This is a genomic window from Pseudomonas sp. 01L34 (genome assembly GCF_056400265.1).
Genome location: NZ_JBFTSX010000010.1, coordinates 1 through 24,017, shown reverse-complemented (window position 1 = coordinate 24,017; position 24,017 = coordinate 1). Strand labels below are relative to the sequence as shown.

Below are 24,017 nucleotides of genomic sequence, written 5' to 3'. Positions count from 1 at the left end.
AGGCGCGTAGGGCGAAGGCTGCGATTTTTTGATCTTTATTTGGGCCCGAGAATCTTCAGCAACTTGTCCGGCGACGGCGCGCCTTGCTGTTGTTGCAACTGGCCCTTTTCATCCATGTAGAAAATCGCCGGGGTGGCGGCCAGTTCCAGGTCTTCCATCAACTTCATGTTCGCCGCCAGTTTCGCCTGAACCGCCGGTGGTACGTCCTTCAAGGCCTTGAGCGAGCTGCCCTTGCCGGATTTCTCGTGTTCTTCCAGGGCTTTCTGCGGGTCCTTGGCGGCCAGCAGCGCGGCGGATTTGCCGGGGCTGTCTTCGCGAATGATACCGACCATGATGTGCCGCAGCTGCACCTTGCCGGCCTGGACCCACGGCCGTGCCTGTTCCCAGAACATGTTGCAGTACGGGCAGTTCGGGTCGCTGAACAGGTAGACGACCCGTGGTGCGTCCTTATTGCCGTCACCGATCCAGCTGCTTGCTTCCATCTTGCCCCAGACTTCCTTGGCCATCGGCGCGTAGACCAGTTTCTGCAACGGTGCGCTGCTCAGGTCATTGCCGTCGGCGTCGTACAGATTGCCGAGCAGCACATGTTTGCCGTCCGGGGTCAGGTACAGCGTCATACCGCGGTTCTGGTACTGCGCCGCGTAACCGCGCAGGCCGTCGGGCGCGTCGAAGGTACCGACGATTTTGGCGCCCTTGGCTTCGATCTTCTTGATCGCTTCAGGCAGTTCTTCGGCCTGTACCGACGGCAGGTGTAGCAGGGCAGCACCCAGGGTCAGTGTCAGCAGGTGGCGGAGGCGGAGCATGGCAATTTCCTTGAAGGCGTGGCCGAGGTGGCCGGGTTCGGGGTGTCGAAGTGTTCCAGGGCGCGGGCCAGGCTGGCTTCCGACAACTCACCCAGGTGACTGCCCAACAGATACCCGTTGGGGCTATAGAACAGCGTAGTCGGCAATGCCATGGAACCCACGGCATGGCTCAATCGACCGCTGCCATCGAACAGCACGTTGGTCAGGCTCAGGCCCTGGGTTTCGAGGAAAGTGGCGACGCTCTGCATGCTTTCGCTCTGGTTGACGAACAGGAAGGTCAGGTCCGGGCGCTGTTGCTGGGCGTTCTCCAGCACCGGCATTTCCCGGCGGCACGGCGGGCACCAGGTGGCCCAGAGGTTGATGACCAACGGGCCACCCTGGTAGTCGCTGAGTTGGATGGTCTGGCCGGCAGCATTGCGCAAGGTGATCTGCGGCAGGCGCGTGCCTTGTTCGTAAATACTCAGGGAGAAACTCGCCAGCAGCCAGAACACCAGACCGCTGGCCACGCCAAAGCCCAATGGCCGACGCAGGCCCGGTTGACGCCAGCCGCGGTACAACGCCGCCAGCAAGAGCACGACCACCCCCGGCCAGGCGAGAAAACCACCGTCGCGCAGGTCGATGATCTGCCACGGATCGTTGCGATACTGTGCCCAGTAGGCAATCACGAAGCCGACCCGGGCCGCCAGCATGCCCAGCAGGAACAGGCTGAACAGCACCGATTCCGGGTTCTCGCCGCCACGCTTGGCCACCCGCCAGCCGACAAACGTCGCCAGCGCCAGGGCACTGATCAGCAGCAAATGGTTAAGCGCGATGGCAAAGGTGCCGAGGGTAAAGGTCAGCATTAACGAGCGTCTCGGGTGGTGGTCCAGCGTTGCAGGAAAGTGCCGGCATCGACCTCGCCGGTGATGCGCTGGCTGCGACGCTCTTCGCCGTCGGTGCCGATCCACAACAGGCTCGGCGGCCCCGGCACTTTATAACGGCCGAGCAGTTCGCGGCTGGCGGCATTGTCGGCGGTGACGTCCAGCCGTAGCAAGCGCACATCGCTCAGCGCATCCAGTACCTGGGGTTTGCCGAAGACCTGTTTTTCCATGACTTTGCACGACACACACCAGTCGGCGTAGTAGTCCAGCAGCACCCATTGGCCCTGGGCCTTGGCGGCGTCGAGCTCACGTTGCAGGGACGCGGGCTCCTTGATCGTAGTGAATGCATCGTGAGCGCTCGGCGAGACAGCGCCGGTACGACCGGCGCTGTACACCTGCAACGGCTGATACGGATCGTCACTGCCGCCCGCCGCACCGACCACCAGCAGGCTGCCCCATAACCCCAGCAGCAGCGAACTGGCGCCGAACAGGTGGGCAACGCGGCCAAATCCCTGGGACTGCTGCCAGGCGCTGTAGGCGGCGATCAGCAGCAAACCGCCACACAAACCGAGCCACAGCGATTCATCCAGCACCGGACGCAGCATCAGCAAAGCCGTGGCGAGAAACAGGAAACCGAACACACCCTTGAGCAGGTTCATCCAGGCGCCAGGTTTAGGCAGGAAGCGATTGCCGACGGTGACCAGCAGCAACAGCGGCACACCGATGCCGATGCCCAGGGCGAACAGAATCAACCCGCCGTGCAGCGCATTTCCGCTCTGGGCGATATAGAGCAGGGCGCCGGCCAATGGGGCAGTCATGCACGGCCCCACCAACAGACCGGACAAGGCCCCCAGCACACCGGCGCCCATCAGGTTGCCACCGCGCTGGCTGCGTGAAACATGTTCCAGCCGATCCCGCACGGCCACCGGCAATTGCAGTTCAAAAAAACCGAACATCGGCAAGGCCAGCAGCACGAACACCGCCGCAAAGCTGCCTAACAGCCATGGATTCTGCAACAGCGCTTGAAGGTTCGCGCCAAGCGACGCCGCCAGAACACCCATCGCCGCATACACCAGCGCCATGCTGATCACATAACTGCCGGCGAGGGCAAAACCGCGTTTGGGCGTGGCACCACTGCCAACGATCAACCCCGCCAGAATCGGCAGCATCGGCAACGAGCAAGGGGTGAAGGCCAGCAACAGGCCCAGACCAAAGAACACCAACAAGCTCCAGCCCAGCGCACGTTGTTGCAGGCCGCTGGCCAAGGCTTGGTCCGGCGCTTCGCTGGCCGCAGATGCAGTAGCCTTGCCGCCCAGGTCCACGATCTGGGTTTGCGGCGGATAACACAAACCGGCATCGGCACACCCCTGGAAACCCACCTTGATCTGACCGGTGGCTCCCGCCGGAATCTTCAGCTCCAGGCCTTGGCGATAAACCTCTTGTTCGCCGAAGAACTCATCGCTGTGTGCTTCGCCGTCAGGTAGTACCGGGTGCTGTTGCGCAGACAAACCTTCGAAATTCAGTCGTTTCTGATAAAGGTAATAACCGTCGGTAATCTGCCAATAGAGCTGTGTTTCACCTGATTCGAGGCGTTCGGAGGTAAAGGCAAAGGCCTTTTCCACTGGCAAGAATTCAGGTTTGGTGTCGAACGGATTTATCCCTGCCTGGGCCACACCCGAGATCAAGAGAACAAAAAATAGAAACAGTCGACGCATGGGTAAGCCTTATCCCTGTGCAAGTTGACTGCACAATGGGTGGCGGCGATTAACCGATGATTAACCGCCGCCGGTACCGCCTGCTCGACCCGTCAGGAGGTAGCCACTACGGCTTGAAACTTCAGTTGCGCAACAGGCCTGGCCAGGATTGGCTATCAACCGCATGCGGACCGGAAACCAGGCGATTTTTCGGAATGTTATAAGTCAGAAACTGATTGTCAGTCAGAAAGATATAGTAATAACTGTCAGCGAAAGTCCGATCGTTTTGCACCGCTGTAATGATCCGGTCTTTATAGGGAGCAAGACCGGGCCAGGTAGCTTCTGTAATGGGCTCTGTCCTCAGTGACTGGACCGGGGTCACAACAGGAGGAGGGAGGTCGTCGTCAAGTTTGCCACCGATATAGCCGCGGTCCCGGTTGGGATCCTCGTCCAAATCCAGATAGAGGGAGTTCCCGTCATTCATGATGAATCGAAAGAGTGAGGGGCGACTTACTTGCCACCATGTCCCTGCAACGATTCGATCAAAGTGAGGCAACAGCAGCTTCCATTTAGTGTCTTCAACCTTGCGGGTCTGCATTACCGCATCGGTATCCTGATTGTAGGCGCAGACCATCGGCGTAGTGCGCTCGTAATAGAAAAGCCAAAGGATATCGAGGTCAGAAGAGTCCATGGGACGATCAAGCGTTATGCCCGTGGTCGTAAATCCAAACCGCAGGTTTTTCATGTGGTTTTCCAACGTCCCCCAGTTTCCTTTAATCGGCCAGGGGTATCCATCAGAGACCTTGTTATCGGGAATATCAAAGCGGGAATAAGTATCGGTGTCTTTGAAGATGAAGTAGATCTTGTCTTTTCCTGAACGCCAATCGACGGTCACGATGTTTTTAAGTGTCGGCATGATCTGATTCCTTTCAGATAATTAAGTATGGTTCGGGTCTTAAATGACTTTCTTCCAGGTAATGATTGGCCTGGAGTGGAGCCGTGCTAGGGTAGCGTGATGTTTTACGCTGTGGTCCTGTTTTCAGGATGGAATATGTTTCGGTTTGAAACGACATGTGCGCAGGCGTTCGGCCATGCATTAACAGCGAACTTCACTTTCAACTTCGTCGCTTAGCGGTCGCGACGCCTGCGTGGGAAGCGCTGCTTCTCGTCAGCGGCGGGCCTTGCCATAATTGCGGCTTAATCCTCAGCTGCTTCACTCGCTTTTTTGTCCTGGGGGCTCCCATGCATGTACTGGTTTGCGAAGACGATGAGCTGATCGCCAGCGGTATTGTTGCCGGCCTGACCGCGCAAGGCCTGACCGTCGAGCACGTCGCCACCGCGTCGGCTGCCCGGGCGATGCTCAAGGTGGCTGAGTTCGATGTCATGGTGCTCGACCTTGGCCTTCCCGATGAGGATGGCCTGAAGCTGTTGCAGCAGTTGCGTCACAGTGGCCTGGAGATTCCGGTGTTGATTCTCACGGCGCGGGATTCGGTCACCGATCGCGTCGACGGTTTGCAGGCCGGGGCCGACGATTATTTGCTCAAGCCTTTTGACCTGCGCGAACTGGCAGCGCGCCTGCACACCTTGCTGCGACGAGTGGCGGGGCGCAGCGTCAACCTGATCGAGCACGGTCGTTTGACCTACGATCCGAGCAGCCGCGAAACCATGCTGGGCGGTCAGCCGGTGGACCTTTCCCGTCGCGAGCAATCGCTGTTGCAAGCCTTGCTGCACAACCGTGGTCGCGTACTCTCAACCGAGCAACTGAAAGACAGCGTCTACGGTTTCAACGATGAGCTGGAAAGCAACGCCCTTAACGTCCATATCCATCACCTGCGGCGTAAACTCGGCAATGGCATTGTCGAGACGGTGCGTGGCCTGGGCTATCGCCTGGGGCCGGCCGATGGCGGAGAAGAATCGAAGTGATGAGCCTGCGTTTGCGTCTGAGCCTGACCCTCGGCGCCGCATTTGCGCTGATCTGGGCCCTGGCCGCCGCCTGGATGCTCAGCGATCTGCGCAACCAGATGATGTTTTCCCTCGACCAGCGGCTGGTTGCCTCGGCGCGGATGGTCGCCGGGTTACTGGAGCAACTGCCGGCATTGCCGAGCAAGGGCGAGGGCACCCATTTCAGCGCTGAACAACTGAATATCCCCGGCGGCATGGCCTGTCAGGTCAGCTCGTTGCGCGGCGAGATTCTGGCCCGCAGCCACAGCAACCCCGAGCAAGCGCTGGAAGCCGAGAAAATGGGCTTCCACGATCAGATTATCGACGGCGCGCCATGGCGCAGCTTCACCCTGGCGCGGGGCGATGTGCGCATCACCACCGCCGACCGGCAGATCGAGCGTGAAGCGCTGAACATGTCCATTCTGCTGGCGGCTTCGGTGCCGGTCGGCGTGGCGCTGCTTGGCTGCCTGTGCCTGTTGTGGCTCGGCATCGGTCAGGGGCTGGCACCGCTCAATCGTATGCGCGATGCGTTGATGCGGCGTAGCGCCGATTCTCTGGAACCATTGCAGATCCAGCCGTTGCCCAGCGAATTGCAACCGCTGCTGGAAACCCAGAATCAGTTGTTCCAGCGCATCGGCAAGACCATCGAGCGCGAGCGGCGCCTGACCGGTGATGCGGCGCACGAATTGCGTAGCCCGCTGACTGCGATCAAAACCCACCTGCAAGTGGCGCGCATGACCGACGGTGCCGCACGGGATCAGTCCCTGGCCCGGGCCGAAGAGGGCGCCGACCGCCTGCACCGTACCCTTGAACAATTGCTACTGCTGGCGCGTGTCGAGGGCAGCTTGTCGTTCGATGATGGCGTGCAGTGCAGCGCTGAGCAGGTGGCGAAACTGGCGATTCAGGATGCGGCCAGCGGCGATCGTCAGCGGATCAAGTTTCAGGTGCCGGCCAGATTCTCCGATGCGCCGCTGCAAATGCCCGCAGTGCTGTCGATTGCTGCATTACGCAACTTGCTCGACAACGCCCTGCGCCATACACCGGGCGATGGGGCGGTGGAGCTGAGTCTGGAAACCAATGGCAATCGCGTGCACTTTCTGGTGCGCGACCACGGTCCGGGAATTGCCGAAGACGACTTGCAACACCTGACCCAACGCTTCTGGCGCAACGGCCAGAGCACCGGTTGCGGCCTCGGCCTGGCGATTGTCCAGGCCATTGTCCAGCGCTGCGGCTGTACCCTGCATTTCGACAGCCGGCCGGATGGCCTGCGGGTTGAATTGACGATGCCGTTGCAACCTGTCTAACAGACACCGCTCCCACAGGGTGTCTATGTTGTCGCACACCAAATGTAACGTCTCTCCGTTGGCCTCCCGGCCCCCACGGCGTTATCGTCCCCGGCAGCTTTGACTCAATGGATTGAGGTAACAGCGCCATGACTGCATCGATACACATCTGCAAGGCAACGTCTGCGGACGCCGGCATCATCAGCCGGATCGTCGAGCGCTCCATTCGCGTCGGCTGCGCGCTCGACCACCGTAACGACCCGCGAACCGTCGCCACCTGGACCCACAACAAAACCATCGAACACGTGCAGCCCTGGCTGAACGACCCGCGGTTGTACCTGAACATCGCCCTGTTGCAAGACAAACCGGTCGGCGTCGCCATGGCAGCGATCAGCGGCAAGGTTGCGTTTTGTTACGTGCAACCGGAATGGTTTCGACGGGGCGCCGGACAAGCGCTGGTGCATGATCTGGAGACGTGGTTGATCGCTCAGGGTTTGCCCCAGGCACGTCTCAACAGCACGCGCACCGGCGAAGCGTTTTACCACCGCCTGGGTTACCGGGCTTGCGCTGAAGCTTTCACGGTGGCGGGGCTCCACGCCATTCCCATGCACAAGGCGCTGCCACCACCTTCATAGAAAGCTGATCGAGGGTCTAAATCCTCGAGCCCTTGATGCGTTTCCAGAACAGGAAAACCTGCAAGTGCGCCCCGTGAACGGAATGCGCACCTGCCCGGTGTGCAGTTTTGGTCACTATCAACAGGGGTCGAGAGATGTCAGTCGCTACCAGCCTTATCGAAGATCAGCCGGCCCGGATTGCCCCGACGCCTGCCGAGACGCTTTATCAGTTCAACGAATCGCCGCTGCTGGCCCGTCAGAGCCAACAGGAATCGAACGCCCGCAGCTACCCGCGACGCATACCCCTGGCACTCAAGCGTGCCAAGGGCATTTATGTCGAAGACGTCGAAGGCCGCTGTTTCATCGATTGCCTGGCCGGTGCCGGAACCCTGGCCCTGGGGCACAACCATCCGGTGGTGATCGAAGCGATCCAGCAAGTGCTGAGCGATGAACTGCCGCTGCACACCCTCGACCTGACCACGCCGGTCAAGGACCGGTTTGTCCAGGACCTGTTCGGCCTGCTGCCGCCGGCATTGGCCGCTGAAGCGAAGATTCAGTTCTGTGGCCCCACTGGCACCGATGCCGTGGAAGCCGCGCTGAAGCTGGTGCGTACCGCCACCGGGCGCAGCACCGTCTTGTCGTTCCAGGGCGGTTACCACGGCATGAGTCAGGGCGCGCTGAGCCTGATGGGCAGTCTGGGACCGAAAAAGCCGTTGGGTGCCTTGCTCGGCAATGGCGTGCAGTTCATGCCGTATCCCTACGATTACCGTTGCCCGTTCGGGCTCGGTGGTGTGCAGGGAGTGCAGGTCAACCTGAATTACCTGGAGAACCTGCTGAACGATCCAGAGGCTGGCGTGCAACTGCCGGCTGCGGTGATCGTCGAAGTGGTGCAGGGCGAGGGCGGGGTGATTCCGGCCGATCTCGACTGGCTGCGCGGTTTGCGGCGCATCACCGAGCAGGCCGGCGTGGCGCTGATCGTCGATGAGATTCAGAGCGGCTTTGCCCGCACCGGCAAGATGTTCGCCTTCGAGCACGCCGGAATCATTCCGGACGTGGTGGTGATGTCCAAGGCCATCGGCGGCAGCCTGCCGCTGGCGGTGGTGGTCTATCGCGAATGGCTCGACACCTGGCTGCCGGGCGCCCATGCCGGAACCTTCCGCGGTAATCAGATGGCCATGGCCGCAGGCTCTGCGGTGATGCGCTACCTGACCGAGCACAAGGTTTGCGAGCACGCCGCCACCATGGGCGAGCGCTTGAGCGAACACCTGCACATCCTGCAGCGGGACTTCCCGCAGCTGGGCGACATTCGCGGACGTGGCTTGATGCTGGGTGTCGAATTGGTCGACCCGGCTGGTGCGCCGGACGCTCAAGGCCATCCACCGGTATTCGGTCGTCTGGCGTCGTTGGTGCAGCGCGAATGTCTCAAGCGTGGGTTAATCCTCGAGCTGGGCGGGCGTCATGGCGGTGTCGTGCGTTTCCTGCCGCCGTTGGTGATCACCGCTGCCGAAATCGATCGGGTAGCCGACATTTTCGGCAGGGCCATGGCCGCAGCCGTCGCCAGCCTCTAAATTTTTCAGCGCCTTTAACGTTCCTTCTACATAACAGCTGCGCGCGGTGTGCAGCCACCCTATAGCGATGGAGAGACAGCATGACGTCAGTATTCGACCGCGAGGACATCCTCTTTCAGGTCGTGGTCAACCACGAAGAGCAATACTCGATCTGGCCCGACTACAAAGCCGTGCCACAAGGCTGGCGCACCGTGGGCAAGAGCGGCCTGAAAAAGGAATGCCTGGCCTACATCGAAGAGGTCTGGACTGACATGCGTCCACTGAGCCTGCGCCAGAAAATGGAAGAGCAGGCGGCCGTGGCTCACTGAGTCGCCGCGCAAAAAGAAACCCGCTGAACCGGTGACGGTCAGCGGGTTTTTCACGTTTGAAATCTCTGTTGTCTGCGCGGCTGCCATCGCGGGTTTAACCGACGTTATGCCCCGCTCAACCCCTTGATCACTTGATCCACATTCCCTTCCAGCTCGGCCACCGGATCCGCCGCATCGACACTCAACACCACCAACCGACTGCCTGCCTGCGAGATCGCCGCTTTCACCGCCTCCGACGGCTGTCGATGATGCAACACCACCGCCACGTCATGGTCCTTGAGCGTCGCACTCAACTGCTTGAGCGCTTCAGGCGTCCACTCGGCATCCGGCCGTGCATCGAGGCCGATCAGCTCCAGGTTGAGGCCGCCGATCAGGTAGCCGAAATGATCGCTCAGGCTCATCACGCTCAGGTTATCGGCACTGGCCAGCCGCGCTTCGCTGTCGGCACTGAGCTTGAGCAGGCGCTGCTTGAGCGCTGCCAGATTGGCCTCGATGGTCGGTTTGGCCGCCGGCGCCAGGCGCACGAGGTCCGCCGCCATCACGTCTGCCATGCGCCCCATGTTGTTGCTGGAAAGCCACGGCTGGCTGTTCAACCCGTCGACCTTGCTGCCGGGCTGCACGGCGATGCCGGGAAGGGCGCCGTCCACCGGGCGGGCGGCATCGACTTCGACGATACGAATATTGCTGCGCCGGGATATCGGGTACAGCGGATCATCCGCCCACAGGGAACGCAGACCAATCACGGCATCGGCGTCGGTCGCCAGCTTGGCCAGCGCCGGAGCGCCACGACCGGTGAAATAGGCGGTCTGTCGGCTGCCGGGCAGATTCTCTGGAGCGGCCCGTTCCAGTTTGATTTCGGTGCCTTTGAGCAACACTTCGCCCAGACCATAGGTGATCGGCAAGGACGCCAGCACGTGCAGCGGTTTGGCGCTGTCCGCCGCAGCGCAAGTATTGGCCAGACCGCACAGGGGCAATGTGAAGGTCAATGCCAGGGTCAGTTGACGCAGAGAAAAGCACATTTATCCGAGGTTCCCTTTCAGGCTGGGGAGGATGCCGCGAGCGATCGCGGCCAGGGCGAAGGCGATGCCGGCCACCAGAATGATCGCGGCACCGGACGGGATGGGCAGGTCAAAGACAATCGGCGCGAGAATTCCGCACAAGGTGCTCACCGTGGCAATCAGCACCGAACACCAGAAAAAACCCTTCAACGACTGGCTGAGCAAGCGCGCGGCCGCCGCTGGAATCACCAGTAGGGCGCCGACCAGAATCGCGCCGATGACTTTCACCGCAGCCACCGTGATCAGCGTCACCAGGATCACGAACAGGTAGTCCAGGGTTTTCACCGCCACGCCACGTACCGCCGCCAGTTGCGGGTTGAAACTGGCGAGCATGATGCGGTTGTACAGCGGCAGGGCCAGTGCCATGACCAGCGAGCCGACGATGGCCAACACCAGCAGGTCGTTGCCGTTGACCGTCAGTACCGAGCCGAACAGCACGTTTTCCAGAATGTGCACATTGATCTTGCCCGCCAGAATCAACAGCAGGCTCGCGCCCAGCGCCAACGACACCGACAGAAACACGCCGATCAATGTATCCGGCGCCAGACCCGTGCGGTTGCGCAGGTAGTTCAGCAAAATCCCGAACAGCAGGCAGTAACCGAACAGGCTGCCATAAGGCCCGGTGTAAGGTTCACCGAGCAGAATGCCGATGGCCACGCCAGTCAACGCCGCGTGACCCACCGCTTCGGAGAAAAATGCGAAGCGCTTGACCACCACCAGCGTGCCCAAACCGCCCAGCACCGGGCCGATCAGCAATCCAGCGAGCAGGGCGTTGACCACAAATCCATAGGCCAGCGCTTCCGGCAGGTAACCCGACGAGGCCCAACCCTGGACCATCAAACGAAAGGCTTCGTAGCTCATCAGGCAGCGCTCCGGGGATGGGTCGAGAACAAGGTCAGCAGTCGCTCCGGGGTCAGCGCCTGTTTCGGCGTGGCATCGAACAGCACCCGGCGATTGAGCCCGGTGACCCGGTCCGCCAGACGCCCGACCGCTTCCAGATCATGTTCGATCCACAGCACGGTGATGCCGCTCTGGCGCCAATCGCCCAGCAGCCGTTCGAACACTTGGATACCGGCCTCATCGAGCGCCGACATCGGTTCATCGAGCACCAGCAACTGTGGCGCCGGAATCAGCCCTTGGGCCAACAAAACCCGCTGGCGCTCACCGCCGGACAGCGCGCCCATGCGCCGTTTGCGTTTGTCCTGCATGCCGACCCGTTCCAGCGCCTCGCCAATGGCTGTTGCGTAATGCTTGCTCAAACCGAGGAACGCCGGACGTCGCTGACACATGGCCGCCATGAAGTCGTCGACGGTCATCGGCAAACCGCGATCAAACTCCAGCGCTTGCGGCACGTAGCCGATAGTCCCCGGTTCGCCGGGCCATTGCAGGCTCAAGCGACCCCGATGCGGCATCTGCCCGAGCAGGGTCTTGATCAGCGAACTCTTGCCGCCACCGTTGGGGCCGACCAGGGCATGCACGCTGCCGGGCCGGACCTGAAAAGTTACGTTGTCGAGGATGGTCGTGCGCCCCAGCGTCAGGCTGACTTCGGCGAAGTCGAGGGTCGGGCCGGCGCTTTGTACGGTCAGGGTTTCTTGAGCGGTCATGCGCCAGACTCCTGAATCGCCCGAACCACGGTGTTGAGGTTGCCGGTCATTTCCTTTTCGTATTTGTCGGCGGTGTATTCGCCATAGGAAATGTGCGACAGCGGATACAGCTTCACCCCCGATTCGCGCTGGATGGTTTCGACGTAAGTGGACGGGAAATCCATCTCCGAGAAGATCACTTTCACGTCCAGCTCCCGCAGTTGATCGATGGTTTTTTTCAGCTGGCTGGGGCTGGGTTCGATGCCGTGGGCGGGCTCGACCACGGCGGTGACTTCCAGGCCGAACTCGCGCAGCAGATAGTCGTAGGCGGCATGGACCGTGGCCACGCGCAGCTCGGCGTTCGGCGCCTGGGTCAGTTTGGCCAGGGCATCGGCGCGCATCTGCCGCAGGCGCTTACCGTAGGCGCGGGCATTCTGGGTGTAGGTTTTAGCGTTGGCCGGGTCGAGCTTGCCCAACTCGCGGGCAATGTTGTTGACCTGGGCAATCGAAGCGCTGATCGACAAGAACGTGTGCGGGTTGACCACTTTACCGGCACCGCGAGCGGCGACACCGGTGGCGGCCAGCAGCGGCACGTTTTCGTTGGCTTCGATCACTTTGATATTCGGGGTTTCGCTGGCGGCGATCATGCGGTCGGCGAAGTCGTCATGGCCCACACCGTTGAGCACGATCACGTCGAGCCTGCTGATGCGTTTGATGTCCTCGGCGCGGGGCTCATAGGCGTGCGGGTTGAAACCGGCCGGGATCAACGGCACCACTTCGGCCTTGTCGCCGACGATATTGGCCACGTAGCTGTAATAAGGGTGCAGGGTGATGCCGATGCGCAGGCGCTTGGCTTCGTCGGCACTGGCCAGAGGCGTCAGCAAACAGGCAAGCAGGCCGACCAGCAGCAGGCGCAAAAAACGACGTTGAGATGAACTAGGCATGGGAAAGCGGTCTTCTCTCGGGTGAGGGCGAGGGTTCAGTGCCGATGCTGGCGGGTGACCCCAGCATCGAATTGCGCGACGATCTGCTGCCAGCCAGCGCTTTCCAGCGCGGCGTCAGTCAGATCAGCCGGGGGCGCGAGGGCTTTGGAGCGGTTGAGCCAGATGTCTGGCGCATCGTCGTCAGCAGTCAAACGCATCAGGAATGAGCCGGCCACGGTGGGTGCCTGGCTCTGGCCGAAGTACGCCTTGGCGTCCAGCAATTGCCAGGCATGACCGCCTCGACTGACAGAACTGGCGTCTTGGGCAAACGGCGCGAAACCTTCCTCGGCGAGGGTGGCGGGTGTGGGCAGCGCTTGCTGTTCCTCGCGCAACAGATGGATTTCATCCAGCGTGACCCGCAGGTCTGCGTAAATACCTTGCTCGGATGCGCTCAGGTCGCGGCGGGCATCCAGTTGATGGCTGCCGACGTTGCTCACTTCCCGGGACTCGCCGCGCCAGGCGACTACCGAGCCGGCCACCGCCAGGATCATCAGGCACAACAGCAACACATAGAGGGTTTCATGGCCGGCTCCGGCCGGGCGCACCACTTGGGTGGTTGGCGTGCTCATGCTCAGGGCGCCTCGATGTCGGCTTGGTCGATCTCGACCACGTGGCCGGGACCGGCGTCGAACAGCACGTAGAATTCAGCGCCGGGCTTCTTGAACGTCAGGGTCGAATCGGTGCCGAGCTTGCCTGGCACCAGAATGGTTTCATCGTAGCCGATCACATCCAGAGTCACGCCCGGCGCGCCGCTGCCGTCGGAGAAACCACCGGTGCAACGGATCTGTTCGGCGTCGATGGCCTTGCACTCGCACATCGGGTTGTGGGCCAGAGCGCTGGTGCTGAAGACGGTGCAGAGCACCAGTAAAACGGGGCGAAAAACGCTGGTCATGGTTTGCCTCCTTGTCTGTTCAGCCATGCGACGGTGGCCGGCGACGCCTGGCTCAGGGGGATGGAGGCTTGATGCATGGCGCCGTCCCAGCCTTCCATGGTGATCCACAGTTCAGCGTCGTTTTTGGTCTTTTCGGGTACCGGTAGCGCGGCGCCCATGTGGTAGGGCGTGCCAAAGAAAATCACCCCGGCGGCGCGCAGGCTGCGCGGTTTGCCAATGCGCAGGTAAGTCGCCTTGACCTGATCGCGACAGCTGTCGCAGAGCGCAGCATTGAAGGACTTCAAGTAGCCGGCAGGGCCATCGGATACCGGGGCAGCGTTGCGTAATTCAGCCAGGCGCAGGCTCCAGGGGCCGACCTGAACTTCTCCGACTTCACGCTCACCCAGGCCGGTGTCTCCGCGAAACAGCGCTGCGTCGGCGAAGTATTTGGGCATGAATCCCAGCGGCACCAGCAACAGCAGCACGTTGATGTGGAAACGCCATGTGTGCCAGAAGCGGCTTAGCGGCGAGCGTGGTTTTTCTGCTGCGACCTGGCTCATCGGCTGCCCTCCGTGGCTTCGCGGCTCATGGCCGGGGCCGGCTGGCCGGTCAGCGCAGCCCGTGGACGCTTGTTGCTGCGCTTGAGCGCATTGGCCGTGGCCAGGGCGGTGCGTTTGGTCCAGATCAACAGGCCGCTGAGGACCATCATGCTCAGGATCAGACCAAAGAAGAACCAGATCAGCTTGATCCAGATACCGCCGAAATCGCCGGTGTGCAGCGGACGCATGGATTCGGTCACCAGCTCCAGACCCGAACGATCCGACAGCAGGCGCGTGGTGGAAATGTCACCGGTGTAAGGGTTGACCTCGGCGCTCTGGTAGATCAACGGGTACCAACTGCGCCCGCTCACCAAAAGATGGCTATAGGCATTGGCGGGCAGGCTGACGGAACTGTCTTCCAGGCCAGGAATGCGCTCCTTGGCCTCGCGGATCGCGCTTTCCAGGCTGATCATCGGCGCCGGTGCGCCATCGACGGTGAGCGGCACGCTCTCACGCGGGACGACGGGGGCGACCGGCGCGGTGGAAATCGAAATATGGTTATCGAACAGGATCGCTTCAATCATGAACCAGGTGCTGGTGACGGAAATCACCGCAATGAACCAGATTGACCAGATGCCGCTGAGCCGGTGAAAGTCGCCCCAGAAAATCCGCGCGCCATGACGAATGCGCAGGGTCGGTCGCAAGAAGCCTTTCCAGAACCGTTTGTAGACCACGAGCCCCGTCACCAGTGAAGCCAGCATCGGCAAGCCGAGGAACGACACCAGATACCAGCCCCAGCTGTAGCCGTTGGTGAATGGCACCAGCCACCAGCCATGCAGCGCGCGAGTGAAGGCCTGGAAGTTGAAGGGTGGAGCGGTGCCCTGAATCGCCCCGCTGTAGGGGTTCACATAGACCGTCACCGAGCGTCCGTCCGGGTAGCTGACCTTCACATCCAGGGCAAAATGCGACTCGTCGGGACGGTTGATACTTTCGACCAGCGTTTGGGGCTCGGCCTTTTTGATGGCGGCGATGATCTGGTCATAGCTGAGCAGCGGCGCGTCGTCCGAAGGCGGGCTGGCGCGCATTTGCGGGTTGGCCAGCCAGACGATTTCCTGACTGACCACCGCCAATGTGCCGGTCACACAGACGATCAATACAAAGAACCAGATGGGCAGGGCCAGCCAGCTATGGACCAGAAACCAGAGTTTTGAGCGGGATTTCTTCGACATGATTAAAGGTCTTGTTTCGATGAGAGGACCTCTGCTGCGGGCTTCCCAGCGTTGAGGTCCATGAAAGGCCCGGTCGTGGCTTTTGCCTACGCGACCGGCTGCATCTAAATAAGACGTATGAGCATCGGAAATCCCGAAAGGGGATATGAAAGTAAATGTTTCGTGTTTCTGCGCTGTGTGGGAACAGCCAATATTGATGTTGAATGTGATGCCCCCATCGCGAGCCTGCTCGCGATGGGGGCTGATCACATACCGAAGCTATCAACCCTGCTTGAACATCTCCTTCGCCCGCTGTTCGATCTGTTCCTGCGTCAGATCCTCCTTGCGCGTGGCCAGAAACCACACATGCCCATAGGGATCCTTCAAGGTCCCCGTGCGGTCGCCATAAAACTGATCCTTGACCTCGGACACCACCGTGGCACCGGCATTGATGGCCTGTTTATAGGACTTGTCCACATCGTTCACATACAAATGCAGGCCCACGGACGGCGATTTGTCCGGGTTGCTCAAGGGCCCTTGGTCACAGGGTGTGCCCAGCATGATCGGGCTATCGCCGATACGCAGTTCGGCGTGCCCGATGCCGCCGTCGGGCATGGCCAGGCGCATGACTTCGGTGGCGCCAAAGGCTTTCTTGTAGAAGTCGATGGCTTCGGCAGCTTTCTGAATGCCCAGATAAGGGGTGATGCTGTGATAACCCTCTGGAATAGGTTTGACGCTCATGACGGTTCTCCCTTTATTGTTGTGGAGTTAAGGTGTTCCTTCGCCGTTTTCCGGTCGGATAACTATAGGTCAACCCCTTCGCTACAACTGAGTGCCCGACGAGTAGCCGCAGTCACGACAACGCGCCGCACTGCAATTTTGGTGCATCAGCGGTAAGAACCTGGATCGACAGGTTCTCTGTGGCGCGACGCTTGTTCACTGCCAGTTCACCAATTCCCGATACCCACTATCGAGAGCATTGATTTCTGCCCGTCGGGGCGCGTCGGTAGCCTGTGTTCATTGCCCCGAACCCAGCTATCCGGACTTTCGAAATGAAAACTCTACTCACCACTTTTCTGTTGCTCGCCGTTTCCGTCCTCGCCGGATGTGCCAGTCATGTTTCACCGGAACTACGCCCCTACACCGCTGAAGAAACCCGGGAACTGGCGCTGGAAGCCTTGAACCGTCGGGGCTTGTCCTTCGAGGAGTACCACGCGAAGAAAGCCGAATTGCTCGGCCAGCCGACCAAATCGATCAGTTTTGACAAGCAAGGCGAGATGAACGCCGAGCGCACAGTACAGATGCACGGTCGCCAAAGCTGAGCGACAACTGTACTGCTCTAACTTTCACGCAACTGTCCATGGGTTTCCCTCAAGGCGTGCGATAGGGTCAACACCTGACTGACTCTGATGGACTGCCCCCCATGCTCTCACTCGACCTTCTGCTGGGCTTTGCCCTGTTCGCCCTTGTCACCTCGATCACCCCCGGCCCGAACAACACCATGTTGCTGGCCTCGGGCGTGAATTTCGGCTTTAGCCGCACCATCCCTCACATGCTGGGCATTACCTGCGGCTTCTTCGTGTTGGTGGTGGCCGTTGGTTTCGGCCTGGGCACCGTGTTTCAAACCTATCCACTGCTTTACACCGTGCTGCGTTATGTCGGCGCGGCGTATTTGCTGTACCTGGCCTGGAAGATTGCGCATTCCGGGCCGGTCGCCGAGGGGGAGCAGGGCGAGGGCAAGCCGATCAGTTATTTGGGCGCGGCGGCGTTTCAATGGGTCAACCCCAAGGCCTGGATCATGGCCATCGGTGCCATCAGCACCTACACGCCGATGCAGGGCTATTTCACCAATGTGATTGTGATTGCCGCGGTCTTCGCTCTGATCAACCTGCCGAGCGTCGGTGTGTGGGCCGGTTGTGGCACGCTGTTGCGCAATGTGCTGCGCGATCGCCGCTGGCTACGCCTGTTCAACTGGGGCATGGCCTTGTTGCTGGTGGCTTCCATGTATCCGTTGTTGCTTGAAAGTTTTAGCTGACGCATTGCTTCAACCGGTTGCCCGATGCCTGTTAAGCTCGACTTCAGGAGCGTTCCTACGCACTTTTAAATGAAGTTGTTCTTCTTTAATGGCCTCCGATCAGGTATTGCTATCGTTCTGCAAATTCGGCGCCGCTCATAAGGCGGCGCTTTGATATTTCCAGTGACGAGCTTCCTGATCCCGGAACACGCTCTGCGAGTCTTCTATGAATAAACGTCCGTTGTATTTCGACTACGCCGCCACCACGCCGGTGGATGAGCGGGTCATCAAGGTGATGGTTGAGTGTCTGGGCTTCACGGGTAACTTCGGCAATCCAGCGTCCAGCTCCCATGCCTTCGGTCAACAGGCCCGGCAATCGGTCGAGCACGCACGGCGCCAGGTCGCCGAACTGGTGGGCGCCCAGGCCGAGCAGATCGTCTGGACCTCCGGAGCCACCGAATCCAACAACCTGGCACTCAAGGGCGTTACCCAGGCCCGCGGTGTGTCCGGCGGCCATATCATCACCAGCCAGATTGAACACAAGGCAATTCTCGACACCGCCAAACAATTGCAGGATGCCGGCGTAGCCGTGACGTATCTGGTGCCCGATGCCGAAGGCCTGATAACTCCGCAAGCAGTCAGCGAGGCGATGCGCGAAGACACCTTTTTGGTGTCGCTGATGCTGGTCAATAACGAACTGGGCACCGTCAACGACATCCCGGCCATCGGCCAGGTGGTGCGTGATCGCGATGCGTTGTTCCACGTTGACGCGGCTCAGGGCGCGGGCAAAGTAGCGATCGACCTGGCCCGGTGGCCGGTGGATCTGATGTCGTTCTCGGCGCATAAGGTCTACGGCCCCAAAGGCATCGGTGCGCTGTACGTCGGGCCTCGTGCGCAACAGCGCCTGCAGGCGCAGATCCACGGTGGCGGCCATGAGGGCGGGTTGCGTTCCGGTACTCTGGCGACGCACCAGATCGCAGCCATGGGCGCCGCTTTCGCACTGGCGGCCGCTTTGTTCGATGAAGAAAAAGCCACCATCGTGCGCCTGCGTGAACGCTTGCTCGATCAGCTGCTGAGCATTTCCGGTATTCGCGTCAATGGCAGTCCGACCCAACGCATTCCCCATACCCTGAGCCTGACCTTCAACGAAGGTGAGTTCAACTCCGCGGCGTTGAGCACTTCGATCGCGTTTTCCGCGACGTCGGCCTGCAACTCCGCCAGTAATGCGCCATCTCATGTGCTGCTGGCGCTGGGGCATGACGCGCGCTCGGCCAGTCGCACCATTCGCCTGAGCCTGGGGCGTTTCACCACCGAGCAAGATATCGACCAGGCTGCGCACCTGATCAAAACGGCCACCGCCAGTGCTCCGGCATTCTGGGCGACAGGTCCTTAAGCGCCGACTCTGATCGGCACCAAACAATAATGATGAAGTGGTTAGCAGGAGACACGATGAGTACGCAGCCTTCGATCAATGGATTGGTACCCCGGCGCCTGGCGCAAACCCGCGAGCTGATGAGCCGGGAGGGCATTCATGCTCTGTTGGTGCCGTCGGCCGACCCGCACCTGTCGGAATACCTGCCGGGCTATTGGCAGGGGCGGCAGTGGCTGTCGGGTTTCCATGGCTCGGTCGGCACGCTGATCGTCACACCGGATTTCGCCGGCGTCTGGGCCGACAGCCGCTATTGGGAACAAGCGAGCAAGGAACTCAAGGGCAGCGGTATCGAGCTGGTCAAGCTGCAACCGGGTCAACCCGGCCCGCTTGATTGGCTGGCCGAGCAAACGCCTGAAGGCGGTGTCGTTGCAGTCGATGGCGCGGTGATGGCCGTGGCGTCGGCGCGTACCCTGAGCAGCAAACTCCAAGAACGCGGCGCACGTCTGCGCACTGACATCGATTTGCTGAGCGAAGTCTGGAGTGATCGCCCGAGCTTGCCGAACGAGCCGATTTATCAGCACTTACCGCCTCAGGCGACCGTCAGCCGTGGCGAAAAACTCGCCCAGCTGCGTGACGTGTTGAAAGAGCGCGGTGCCGACTGGCATTTCATCGCCACCCTCGATGACATCGCCTGGCTGTTCAACTTGCGCGGCGGCGATGTGTCGTTCAACCCGGTGTTTGTGTCCTTCGCGCTCATTAGCCAGCAACAGGCCACCTTGTTCGTCGCCCTGAGTAAAGTCAGCGCCGAGCTGCGTGCCATCCTTGAACAGGACGGCGTGACCCTGCGCGATTACAGCGAAGTGGCCGCCGCCTTGCGCGCCATACCAAGCGGCGCGAGCCTGCAAGTCGATCCGGCGCGGGTCACGGCAGGTCTGCTGGATAACTTGAACAGTGATGTGAAACTGGTCGAAGGCTTGAACCCGACCACCCTGGCCAAGTCACAAAAAAGCCTGGCCGATGCCGAGCACATCCGTCGGGCCATGGAGCAGGATGGCGCGGCGCTGTGCGAATTCTTCGCCTGGCTGGAGGCGGCATGGGGGCGTGAGCGCATCACCGAGCTGACCATCGACGAACACCTGACCGCGGCCCGCACCCGGCGTCCGGATTATGTGTCGCTGAGCTTCAACACCATTGCTGCGTTTAACGCCAACGGTGCGATGCCGCATTACCACGCCACCGAAGAAGAGCATGCGGTCATCGAGGGTGACGGCCTGTTGCTGATCGACTCCGGCGGCCAATACTTGGGCGGCACTACCGACATTACGCGGATGGTGCCGGTGGGGACGCCGACTGACGAGCAGAAGCGCGATTGCACCCGCGTACTCAAAGGCGTGATTGCACTCTCCCGCGCGCAGTTCCCGCGGGGCATTCTGTCGCCGTTGCTGGACGCCATTGCCCGCGCACCGATCTGGGCCGAAAGTGTCGACTACGGTCATGGCACCGGTCACGGCGTCGGCTACTTCCTCAACGTTCACGAAGGCCCGCAAGTGATCGCCTATCAGGCGGCAGCCGCGCCACAAACTGCAATGCAGCCAGGGATGATCACTTCCATCGAACCGGGCACCTACCGTCCGGGCCGCTGGGGCGTGCGGATCGAGAACCTGGTGTTGAACCGCGAGGCGGGCAAGAGCGAGTTCGGTGAATTCCTGAAGTTCGAAACCCTGACCCTGTGCCCGATCGACACCCGCTGCCTGGAACCGTCGTTGCTGACCGAAGACGAAAAGCAGTGGTTCAACGGCTACCATGCCGAAGTGCGCGAGCGCCTGAGCCCGTTGCTCGATGGCGCGGCCCTTGAGTGGTTGAACACCCGGACCGCGGTTATTTGATCGGCTTGAGTTCAGGCGCTGGAAACAGTGCCTGGCTCATGCCTGGCTATTGTGCCCGCAGGGCTTCAAGGACGAAGTCCAGCCGATCCTGGCCGAAGAACAGTTGATTCCCGACAAACATGCTCGGTGCGCCGAATACACCGCGTTGTACTGCTTCCTCGGTGTTTTTCTTGAGGGCGGCTTTGACGTTCTCATCGGCGGTCAGTGCCAGCACTTCATTCGGATCGAAAACGTTTTGCGTCAGCACGGCGGCAACGGTCGCGGGATCATCGAGGCTGCGCCCTTCCACCCACAGGGCATGAAACAGGCAATCGATAAACGCCTGAAAGCGTTCGGGATGACTTAATTGCATGCCCGTGACCGCGCGCATCAACATCAGGGTATTGATGGGGAAGTGCGGGTTGAACTTCAGCGGTACACCGTAACGTTTGGCATAGCGGTCCAGATCCTGAAACATGTAGCGACCCTTGGCCGGAATGGTCACCGGGGAGGCGTTGCCGGTGGCTTTGAAGACGCCGCCCAGCAGCATCGGTTTGTAGATCAGCTGACTATCGGTCTGCGCGCAGATTTTCGGCAGTTGGGTGTAGGCCAGGTAGGTGGCGGGGCTGCCGAGGTCGAAAAAGAACTCCACGGTTTTACTCATGTCGATGTGCTCTTCTTTTTGTCGTAGGGGAAGGCTTACCAGCGTTCGCTCCAGGGGCGCAGATCCAGCTCGAACGTCCAGGCGTCCCGTGGCTGGCTGTGTAAGTACCAATAGTTTTCGGCGATATGCTCGGGATTGAGGATGCCGTCCTGATCCTTGGTCGCGTATTTTTCCGGAAATCTGTCGCGGATAAAGTCGGTGTCGATGGCACCATCGACCACCACATGGGCGACGTGGATGTTCATCGGCCCCAGTTCGCGGGCCATGCTTTGGGCCAGGGCGCGAATCCCGTGCTTGGCGCCGGCGAAGGCAGCAAAACCTGCGGCACCGCGCAAACCGGCGGTGGCCCCGGTGAACAGGATCGTGCCCCGTTGGCGGGTGACCATGCGTTTGGCCACTTCGCGAGCATTGAGAAACCCTGAGAAACAGGCCATTTCCCAGATCTTGAAATACTTGCGGGCGGTTTCTTCGAGAATACTGCAGGGCACATTGGCGCCGATATTGAAGACGAACGCTTCGATGGGGCCGATCGCGGTTTCGATCTGCTCGACGAGCGCAATCACGTCCTCTTCTTTGCGCGCATCGCAGGCAAAACCATGAGCCTCGCCGCCGCTGATCGTGATGGCATCTACCAGTGGCTGAAGTTTGTCTGCGCTGCGACGTGTGACGCAGGCGACGTAGCCTTCCTGGGCAAAACGCTTGGCGATGGCGCCGCCGGTGGCATCGCCTGCGCCGACGACCAATACGATTTTCTTGCTATTGATAGCGGTGGTCATGGATGTCGCCCTTTGCTGAACGGTCAGTGACTGACGAACGTTAGCAGCATCCCGGGCGAGGCGCCTATCGGGCTACGCAAGCCCAATAGGGTTGGAGGATTACTTGCAGATGACGATCATGCTGCGGCTGGTATAGCCGGCCGGGTTAAGGCCAAACGGATAATCTCCGGGCTCTTCGACCGCATCCCCAGACTTGGCAATCACCTTGTAACCCTTGGGCGCGCACGAGTTGGCAGCGCTGGTGTAGCACTGGTCCCAGGAGGACGACAGCCCGGAACAGTTGATATGCAGCCCTTTCTTGCCGTGTTTGATCTGGGTTTTCGAGGTCGCCGCGCAGCCCGCAACTGCAAGCACGGCGATCAGTATCAAAATTCGTTTCATTGCTGTCCTTATTGAGGCCCCGGATCTTTGTGCCCGGGTCTGCCTGCATTCGCTTTTGCTTGAAGCGTTCTGATATCCCTATCTGAAAAAATCCATGTCTGACACTGAGTTACGTGGCCTAAACATGGCCTAAATGAGCGGTAAATACTAGACCCTCGTCAAATCTCGTATCAATCCGCCGCAACTGCGGGCTTGGCGGTGCTCCCCATGGTCATGGTTGCGCCGACGGACGCCAGAATGATGCACAGGATTGCCATCCACTGAGACAGGGAAAGGTATTCATGGAGGAACAACAGGCCGGACAGTGCACCGAACGCGGGCTCGATACTCATCAATGTGCCGAAGGTCCGGGCCGGCAGCCGTGTGAGGGCGACCATCTCCAGGGTGTAGGGCAGGGCAGTGGACAGAATCGCGACCCCGATGGCCACGGGAATCAGCGAGGGTGTCAGCAGCGCAGCACCAGCATGGACGATACCGATGGGGGCTACGAACAGTGCAGCAATCATCACGCCCAATGCGGCGGTCTGCACGCCATTGTCGGCACCGGCCTTCTGGCCGAACAGAATGTACAACGCCCAGCAGACACCGGCGCCAAGGGCATAACCTGCGCCAATCAGATCAATACCTGCGCTCGCGGCGCCAGTTGGAATCAACAGCAGTAAACCCACTGCCGCCAGAGCGATCCACAGAAAGTCGATCGCCCGACGTGAGGCATAAATAGCGACCGCTAATGGGCCGGTGAACTCCAGGGCTACCGCGATACCCAGAGGGACAGTGTTCAAGGACATATAGAAGAGGAAGTTCATGCCGCCCAGCGCCATCCCATAGACAATTACCGTGCGCAGGGATTTTGCGGTGAGCTTCGCTCGCCATGGGCGCAATAGCAGCAGCATGATCACGCTGGCGAAGATCAGCCGCAGGGTGGTGGTCCCTTGAGCGCCGATAACCGGGAACATGCTTTTGGCCAGGGAGGCTCCGGACTGGATCGATGCCATGGCTATCAAGAGCAGGCCTACCGAGAACAGGGTCGAGGCAAGGCTGCGGGGGTGGTCATTCATTGCGTGGCATCGTCCGAGGTGAGAAACGAGAGTAGTGTGTAATGTGTTGGGCAATATACTGCGCATTCGTTGCGGTTGCGTCTATATATAAGCAGGGATTTTGAACATCCTGATAGAAAAGCGTAATTAGGGGTTGACGGCAGATTCTGGACGTCTATAATTCGCCCCACTTCCGGCGCAGTCGAAACGGAAAACTCCTTGGTAAACAACGAGTTACGCAGTTTTCGAGAGCGGTTACGCTTCAGTTCATCGAAGCCAGAAGGAGTTGGTAGGGCATGATGTTGTCGCCTTATTGACGGTTCGATCTTCTCGGTCGAAAGCGGAGAAAAAGAGGTGTTGACAGCAGCGACTAACGCTGTAGAATTCGCCTCCCGCTAACGAGAGATCGGAAGCGCAAGTGGTTGAAGTTGCTGATGTTTCTTACGGGAAACTTTGAAAACTTCTGAAAATAACCGCTTGACAGCAACAGAGGCTGCTGTAGAATGCGCGCCTCGGTTGAGACGAAAGATCTTAACCAACCGCTCTTTAACAACTGAATCAAGCAATTCGTGTGGGTGCTTGTGGAGTCAGACTG

26 protein-coding genes are annotated in these 24,017 nt (G+C 60.3%); 9 read left to right on the top strand and 17 right to left on the bottom strand.

What is annotated here, in order from left to right; genetic code table 11:
- Nucleotides 1–35: 35 nt before the first annotated feature.
- The 4 genes from dsbG to AC1DQM_RS26465 all read right to left on the bottom strand — a co-directional run bounded on the left by dsbG (nt 36) and on the right by AC1DQM_RS26465 (nt 4,273).
- Nucleotides 36–803: a thiol:disulfide interchange protein DsbG gene (gene dsbG / locus AC1DQM_RS26480; RefSeq protein WP_018929978.1), complete on the bottom strand. Its 768-nt coding sequence runs from the start codon at nt 801–803 to the stop codon at nt 36–38.
- Nucleotides 779–1,645, bottom strand: a complete 867-nt coding sequence (locus tag AC1DQM_RS26475; RefSeq protein WP_111454993.1) for a TlpA disulfide reductase family protein — start codon at nt 1,643–1,645, stop codon at nt 779–781. Before AC1DQM_RS26475 ends, dsbG begins: the two co-directional genes overlap by 25 nt.
- Nucleotides 1,645–3,378, bottom strand: coding sequence for a protein-disulfide reductase DsbD (gene dsbD, locus AC1DQM_RS26470; RefSeq protein WP_477747072.1), 1,734 nt, complete (start codon nt 3,376–3,378; stop codon nt 1,645–1,647). Before dsbD ends, AC1DQM_RS26475 begins: the two co-directional genes overlap by 1 nt.
- A 121-nt stretch (nt 3,379–3,499) precedes the next feature.
- Nucleotides 3,500–4,273, bottom strand: a complete 774-nt coding sequence (locus tag AC1DQM_RS26465; protein ID WP_086944684.1) for a hypothetical protein — start codon at nt 4,271–4,273, stop codon at nt 3,500–3,502.
- Nucleotides 4,274–4,599: 326 nt separating this feature from the next.
- On the opposite strand from AC1DQM_RS26465, the gene AC1DQM_RS26460 reads away from it, so the two are divergent.
- The 5 genes from AC1DQM_RS26460 to AC1DQM_RS26440 all read left to right on the top strand — a co-directional run bounded on the left by AC1DQM_RS26460 (nt 4,600) and on the right by AC1DQM_RS26440 (nt 9,071).
- On the top strand, nt 4,600–5,280 hold the full coding sequence (locus tag AC1DQM_RS26460; protein ID WP_018929974.1) for a response regulator: 681 nt from the start codon (nt 4,600–4,602) through the stop codon (nt 5,278–5,280).
- The gene (locus AC1DQM_RS26455) at nt 5,277–6,602 is read left to right on the top strand and encodes an ATP-binding protein (RefSeq protein WP_019582488.1); all 1,326 of its coding nucleotides are present in this window, start codon (nt 5,277–5,279) and stop codon (nt 6,600–6,602) included. Before AC1DQM_RS26460 ends, AC1DQM_RS26455 begins: the two co-directional genes overlap by 4 nt.
- 128 nt (nt 6,603–6,730) lie before the next feature.
- Nucleotides 6,731–7,216 (top strand): GNAT family N-acetyltransferase, encoded by a 486-nt coding sequence (locus AC1DQM_RS26450; RefSeq protein WP_018929972.1) that lies wholly within the window; start codon nt 6,731–6,733, stop codon nt 7,214–7,216.
- Nucleotides 7,217–7,350: 134 nt separating this feature from the next.
- Entirely contained in the window at nt 7,351–8,763 is a 1,413-nt protein-coding gene (locus tag AC1DQM_RS26445) for an aspartate aminotransferase family protein (RefSeq protein WP_111454986.1), read from the top strand.
- 80 nt (nt 8,764–8,843) lie between these two features.
- Nucleotides 8,844–9,071, top strand: coding sequence for an MbtH family protein (locus AC1DQM_RS26440; RefSeq protein ID WP_007934245.1), 228 nt, complete (start codon nt 8,844–8,846; stop codon nt 9,069–9,071).
- 104 nt (nt 9,072–9,175) lie between these two features.
- On the opposite strand, the gene AC1DQM_RS26435 is transcribed toward AC1DQM_RS26440, so the two are convergent.
- The 9 genes from AC1DQM_RS26435 to AC1DQM_RS26395 all read right to left on the bottom strand — a co-directional run bounded on the left by AC1DQM_RS26435 (nt 9,176) and on the right by AC1DQM_RS26395 (nt 16,054).
- The gene (locus tag AC1DQM_RS26435; protein ID WP_064616792.1) at nt 9,176–10,090 is read right to left on the bottom strand and encodes a metal ABC transporter substrate-binding protein; all 915 of its coding nucleotides are present in this window, start codon (nt 10,088–10,090) and stop codon (nt 9,176–9,178) included.
- A complete protein-coding gene (locus AC1DQM_RS26430) occupies nt 10,091–10,990 on the bottom strand; it encodes a metal ABC transporter permease (protein WP_018929969.1) in 900 nt (299 codons plus the stop codon).
- Nucleotides 10,990–11,733: a metal ABC transporter ATP-binding protein gene (locus AC1DQM_RS26425; protein WP_477747071.1), complete on the bottom strand. Its 744-nt coding sequence runs from the start codon at nt 11,731–11,733 to the stop codon at nt 10,990–10,992. Before AC1DQM_RS26425 ends, AC1DQM_RS26430 begins: the two co-directional genes overlap by 1 nt.
- Nucleotides 11,730–12,656, bottom strand: coding sequence for a metal ABC transporter substrate-binding protein (locus AC1DQM_RS26420; protein ID WP_477747070.1), 927 nt, complete (start codon nt 12,654–12,656; stop codon nt 11,730–11,732). The genes AC1DQM_RS26425 and AC1DQM_RS26420 overlap by 4 nt, the downstream gene beginning before the upstream one ends.
- Before the next feature lie 35 nt (nt 12,657–12,691).
- Complete coding sequence (locus AC1DQM_RS26415) at nt 12,692–13,264, bottom strand: DUF6162 family protein (RefSeq protein WP_477747069.1); 573 nt, start codon at nt 13,262–13,264, stop codon at nt 12,692–12,694.
- Between the two features lie 2 nt (nt 13,265–13,266).
- Nucleotides 13,267–13,587, bottom strand: a complete 321-nt coding sequence (locus tag AC1DQM_RS26410; protein WP_111454979.1) for a hypothetical protein — start codon at nt 13,585–13,587, stop codon at nt 13,267–13,269.
- Complete coding sequence (locus tag AC1DQM_RS26405) at nt 13,584–14,126, bottom strand: hypothetical protein (protein ID WP_064616800.1); 543 nt, start codon at nt 14,124–14,126, stop codon at nt 13,584–13,586. The genes AC1DQM_RS26410 and AC1DQM_RS26405 overlap by 4 nt, the downstream gene beginning before the upstream one ends.
- A complete protein-coding gene (locus AC1DQM_RS26400; protein ID WP_305409715.1) occupies nt 14,123–15,334 on the bottom strand; it encodes a PepSY-associated TM helix domain-containing protein in 1,212 nt (403 codons plus the stop codon). The genes AC1DQM_RS26405 and AC1DQM_RS26400 overlap by 4 nt, the downstream gene beginning before the upstream one ends.
- Nucleotides 15,335–15,595: 261 nt before the next feature.
- On the bottom strand, nt 15,596–16,054 hold the full coding sequence (locus tag AC1DQM_RS26395) for a VOC family protein (RefSeq protein ID WP_018929962.1): 459 nt from the start codon (nt 16,052–16,054) through the stop codon (nt 15,596–15,598).
- Between the two features lie 311 nt (nt 16,055–16,365).
- Between AC1DQM_RS26395 and AC1DQM_RS26390 the strand changes: the two genes are divergently transcribed.
- The 4 genes from AC1DQM_RS26390 to AC1DQM_RS26375 all read left to right on the top strand — a co-directional run bounded on the left by AC1DQM_RS26390 (nt 16,366) and on the right by AC1DQM_RS26375 (nt 20,585).
- Nucleotides 16,366–16,635 carry a hypothetical protein gene (locus AC1DQM_RS26390; RefSeq protein ID WP_018929961.1) on the top strand — a complete coding sequence of 90 codons (270 nt, stop codon included), beginning with the start codon at nt 16,366–16,368 and terminating at the stop codon, nt 16,633–16,635.
- 101 nt (nt 16,636–16,736) lie between these two features.
- Entirely contained in the window at nt 16,737–17,348 is a 612-nt protein-coding gene (locus AC1DQM_RS26385; RefSeq protein ID WP_019582476.1) for a LysE family translocator, read from the top strand.
- 205 nt (nt 17,349–17,553) lie between these two features.
- Complete coding sequence (locus tag AC1DQM_RS26380) at nt 17,554–18,720, top strand: cysteine desulfurase family protein (RefSeq protein WP_111454973.1); 1,167 nt, start codon at nt 17,554–17,556, stop codon at nt 18,718–18,720.
- Between the two features lie 56 nt (nt 18,721–18,776).
- Nucleotides 18,777–20,585, top strand: coding sequence for an aminopeptidase P family protein (locus tag AC1DQM_RS26375; protein ID WP_477747068.1), 1,809 nt, complete (start codon nt 18,777–18,779; stop codon nt 20,583–20,585).
- Between the two features lie 46 nt (nt 20,586–20,631).
- On the opposite strand, the gene AC1DQM_RS26370 is transcribed toward AC1DQM_RS26375, so the two are convergent.
- From AC1DQM_RS26370 to rhtA, 4 genes are all read right to left on the bottom strand, one after another.
- Nucleotides 20,632–21,228 carry a 2-hydroxychromene-2-carboxylate isomerase gene (locus AC1DQM_RS26370; protein WP_477747067.1) on the bottom strand — a complete coding sequence of 199 codons (597 nt, stop codon included), beginning with the start codon at nt 21,226–21,228 and terminating at the stop codon, nt 20,632–20,634.
- Nucleotides 21,229–21,263: 35 nt separating this feature from the next.
- A complete protein-coding gene (locus AC1DQM_RS26365) occupies nt 21,264–22,004 on the bottom strand; it encodes an SDR family oxidoreductase (RefSeq protein ID WP_064616805.1) in 741 nt (246 codons plus the stop codon).
- Nucleotides 22,005–22,103: 99 nt separating this feature from the next.
- Nucleotides 22,104–22,385, bottom strand: coding sequence for a hypothetical protein (locus AC1DQM_RS26360; RefSeq protein ID WP_018929955.1), 282 nt, complete (start codon nt 22,383–22,385; stop codon nt 22,104–22,106).
- 170 nt (nt 22,386–22,555) lie between these two features.
- Complete coding sequence (gene rhtA / locus AC1DQM_RS26355) at nt 22,556–23,443, bottom strand: threonine/homoserine exporter RhtA (RefSeq protein ID WP_477747066.1); 888 nt, start codon at nt 23,441–23,443, stop codon at nt 22,556–22,558.
- Nucleotides 23,444–24,017: the final 574 nt, after the last annotated feature.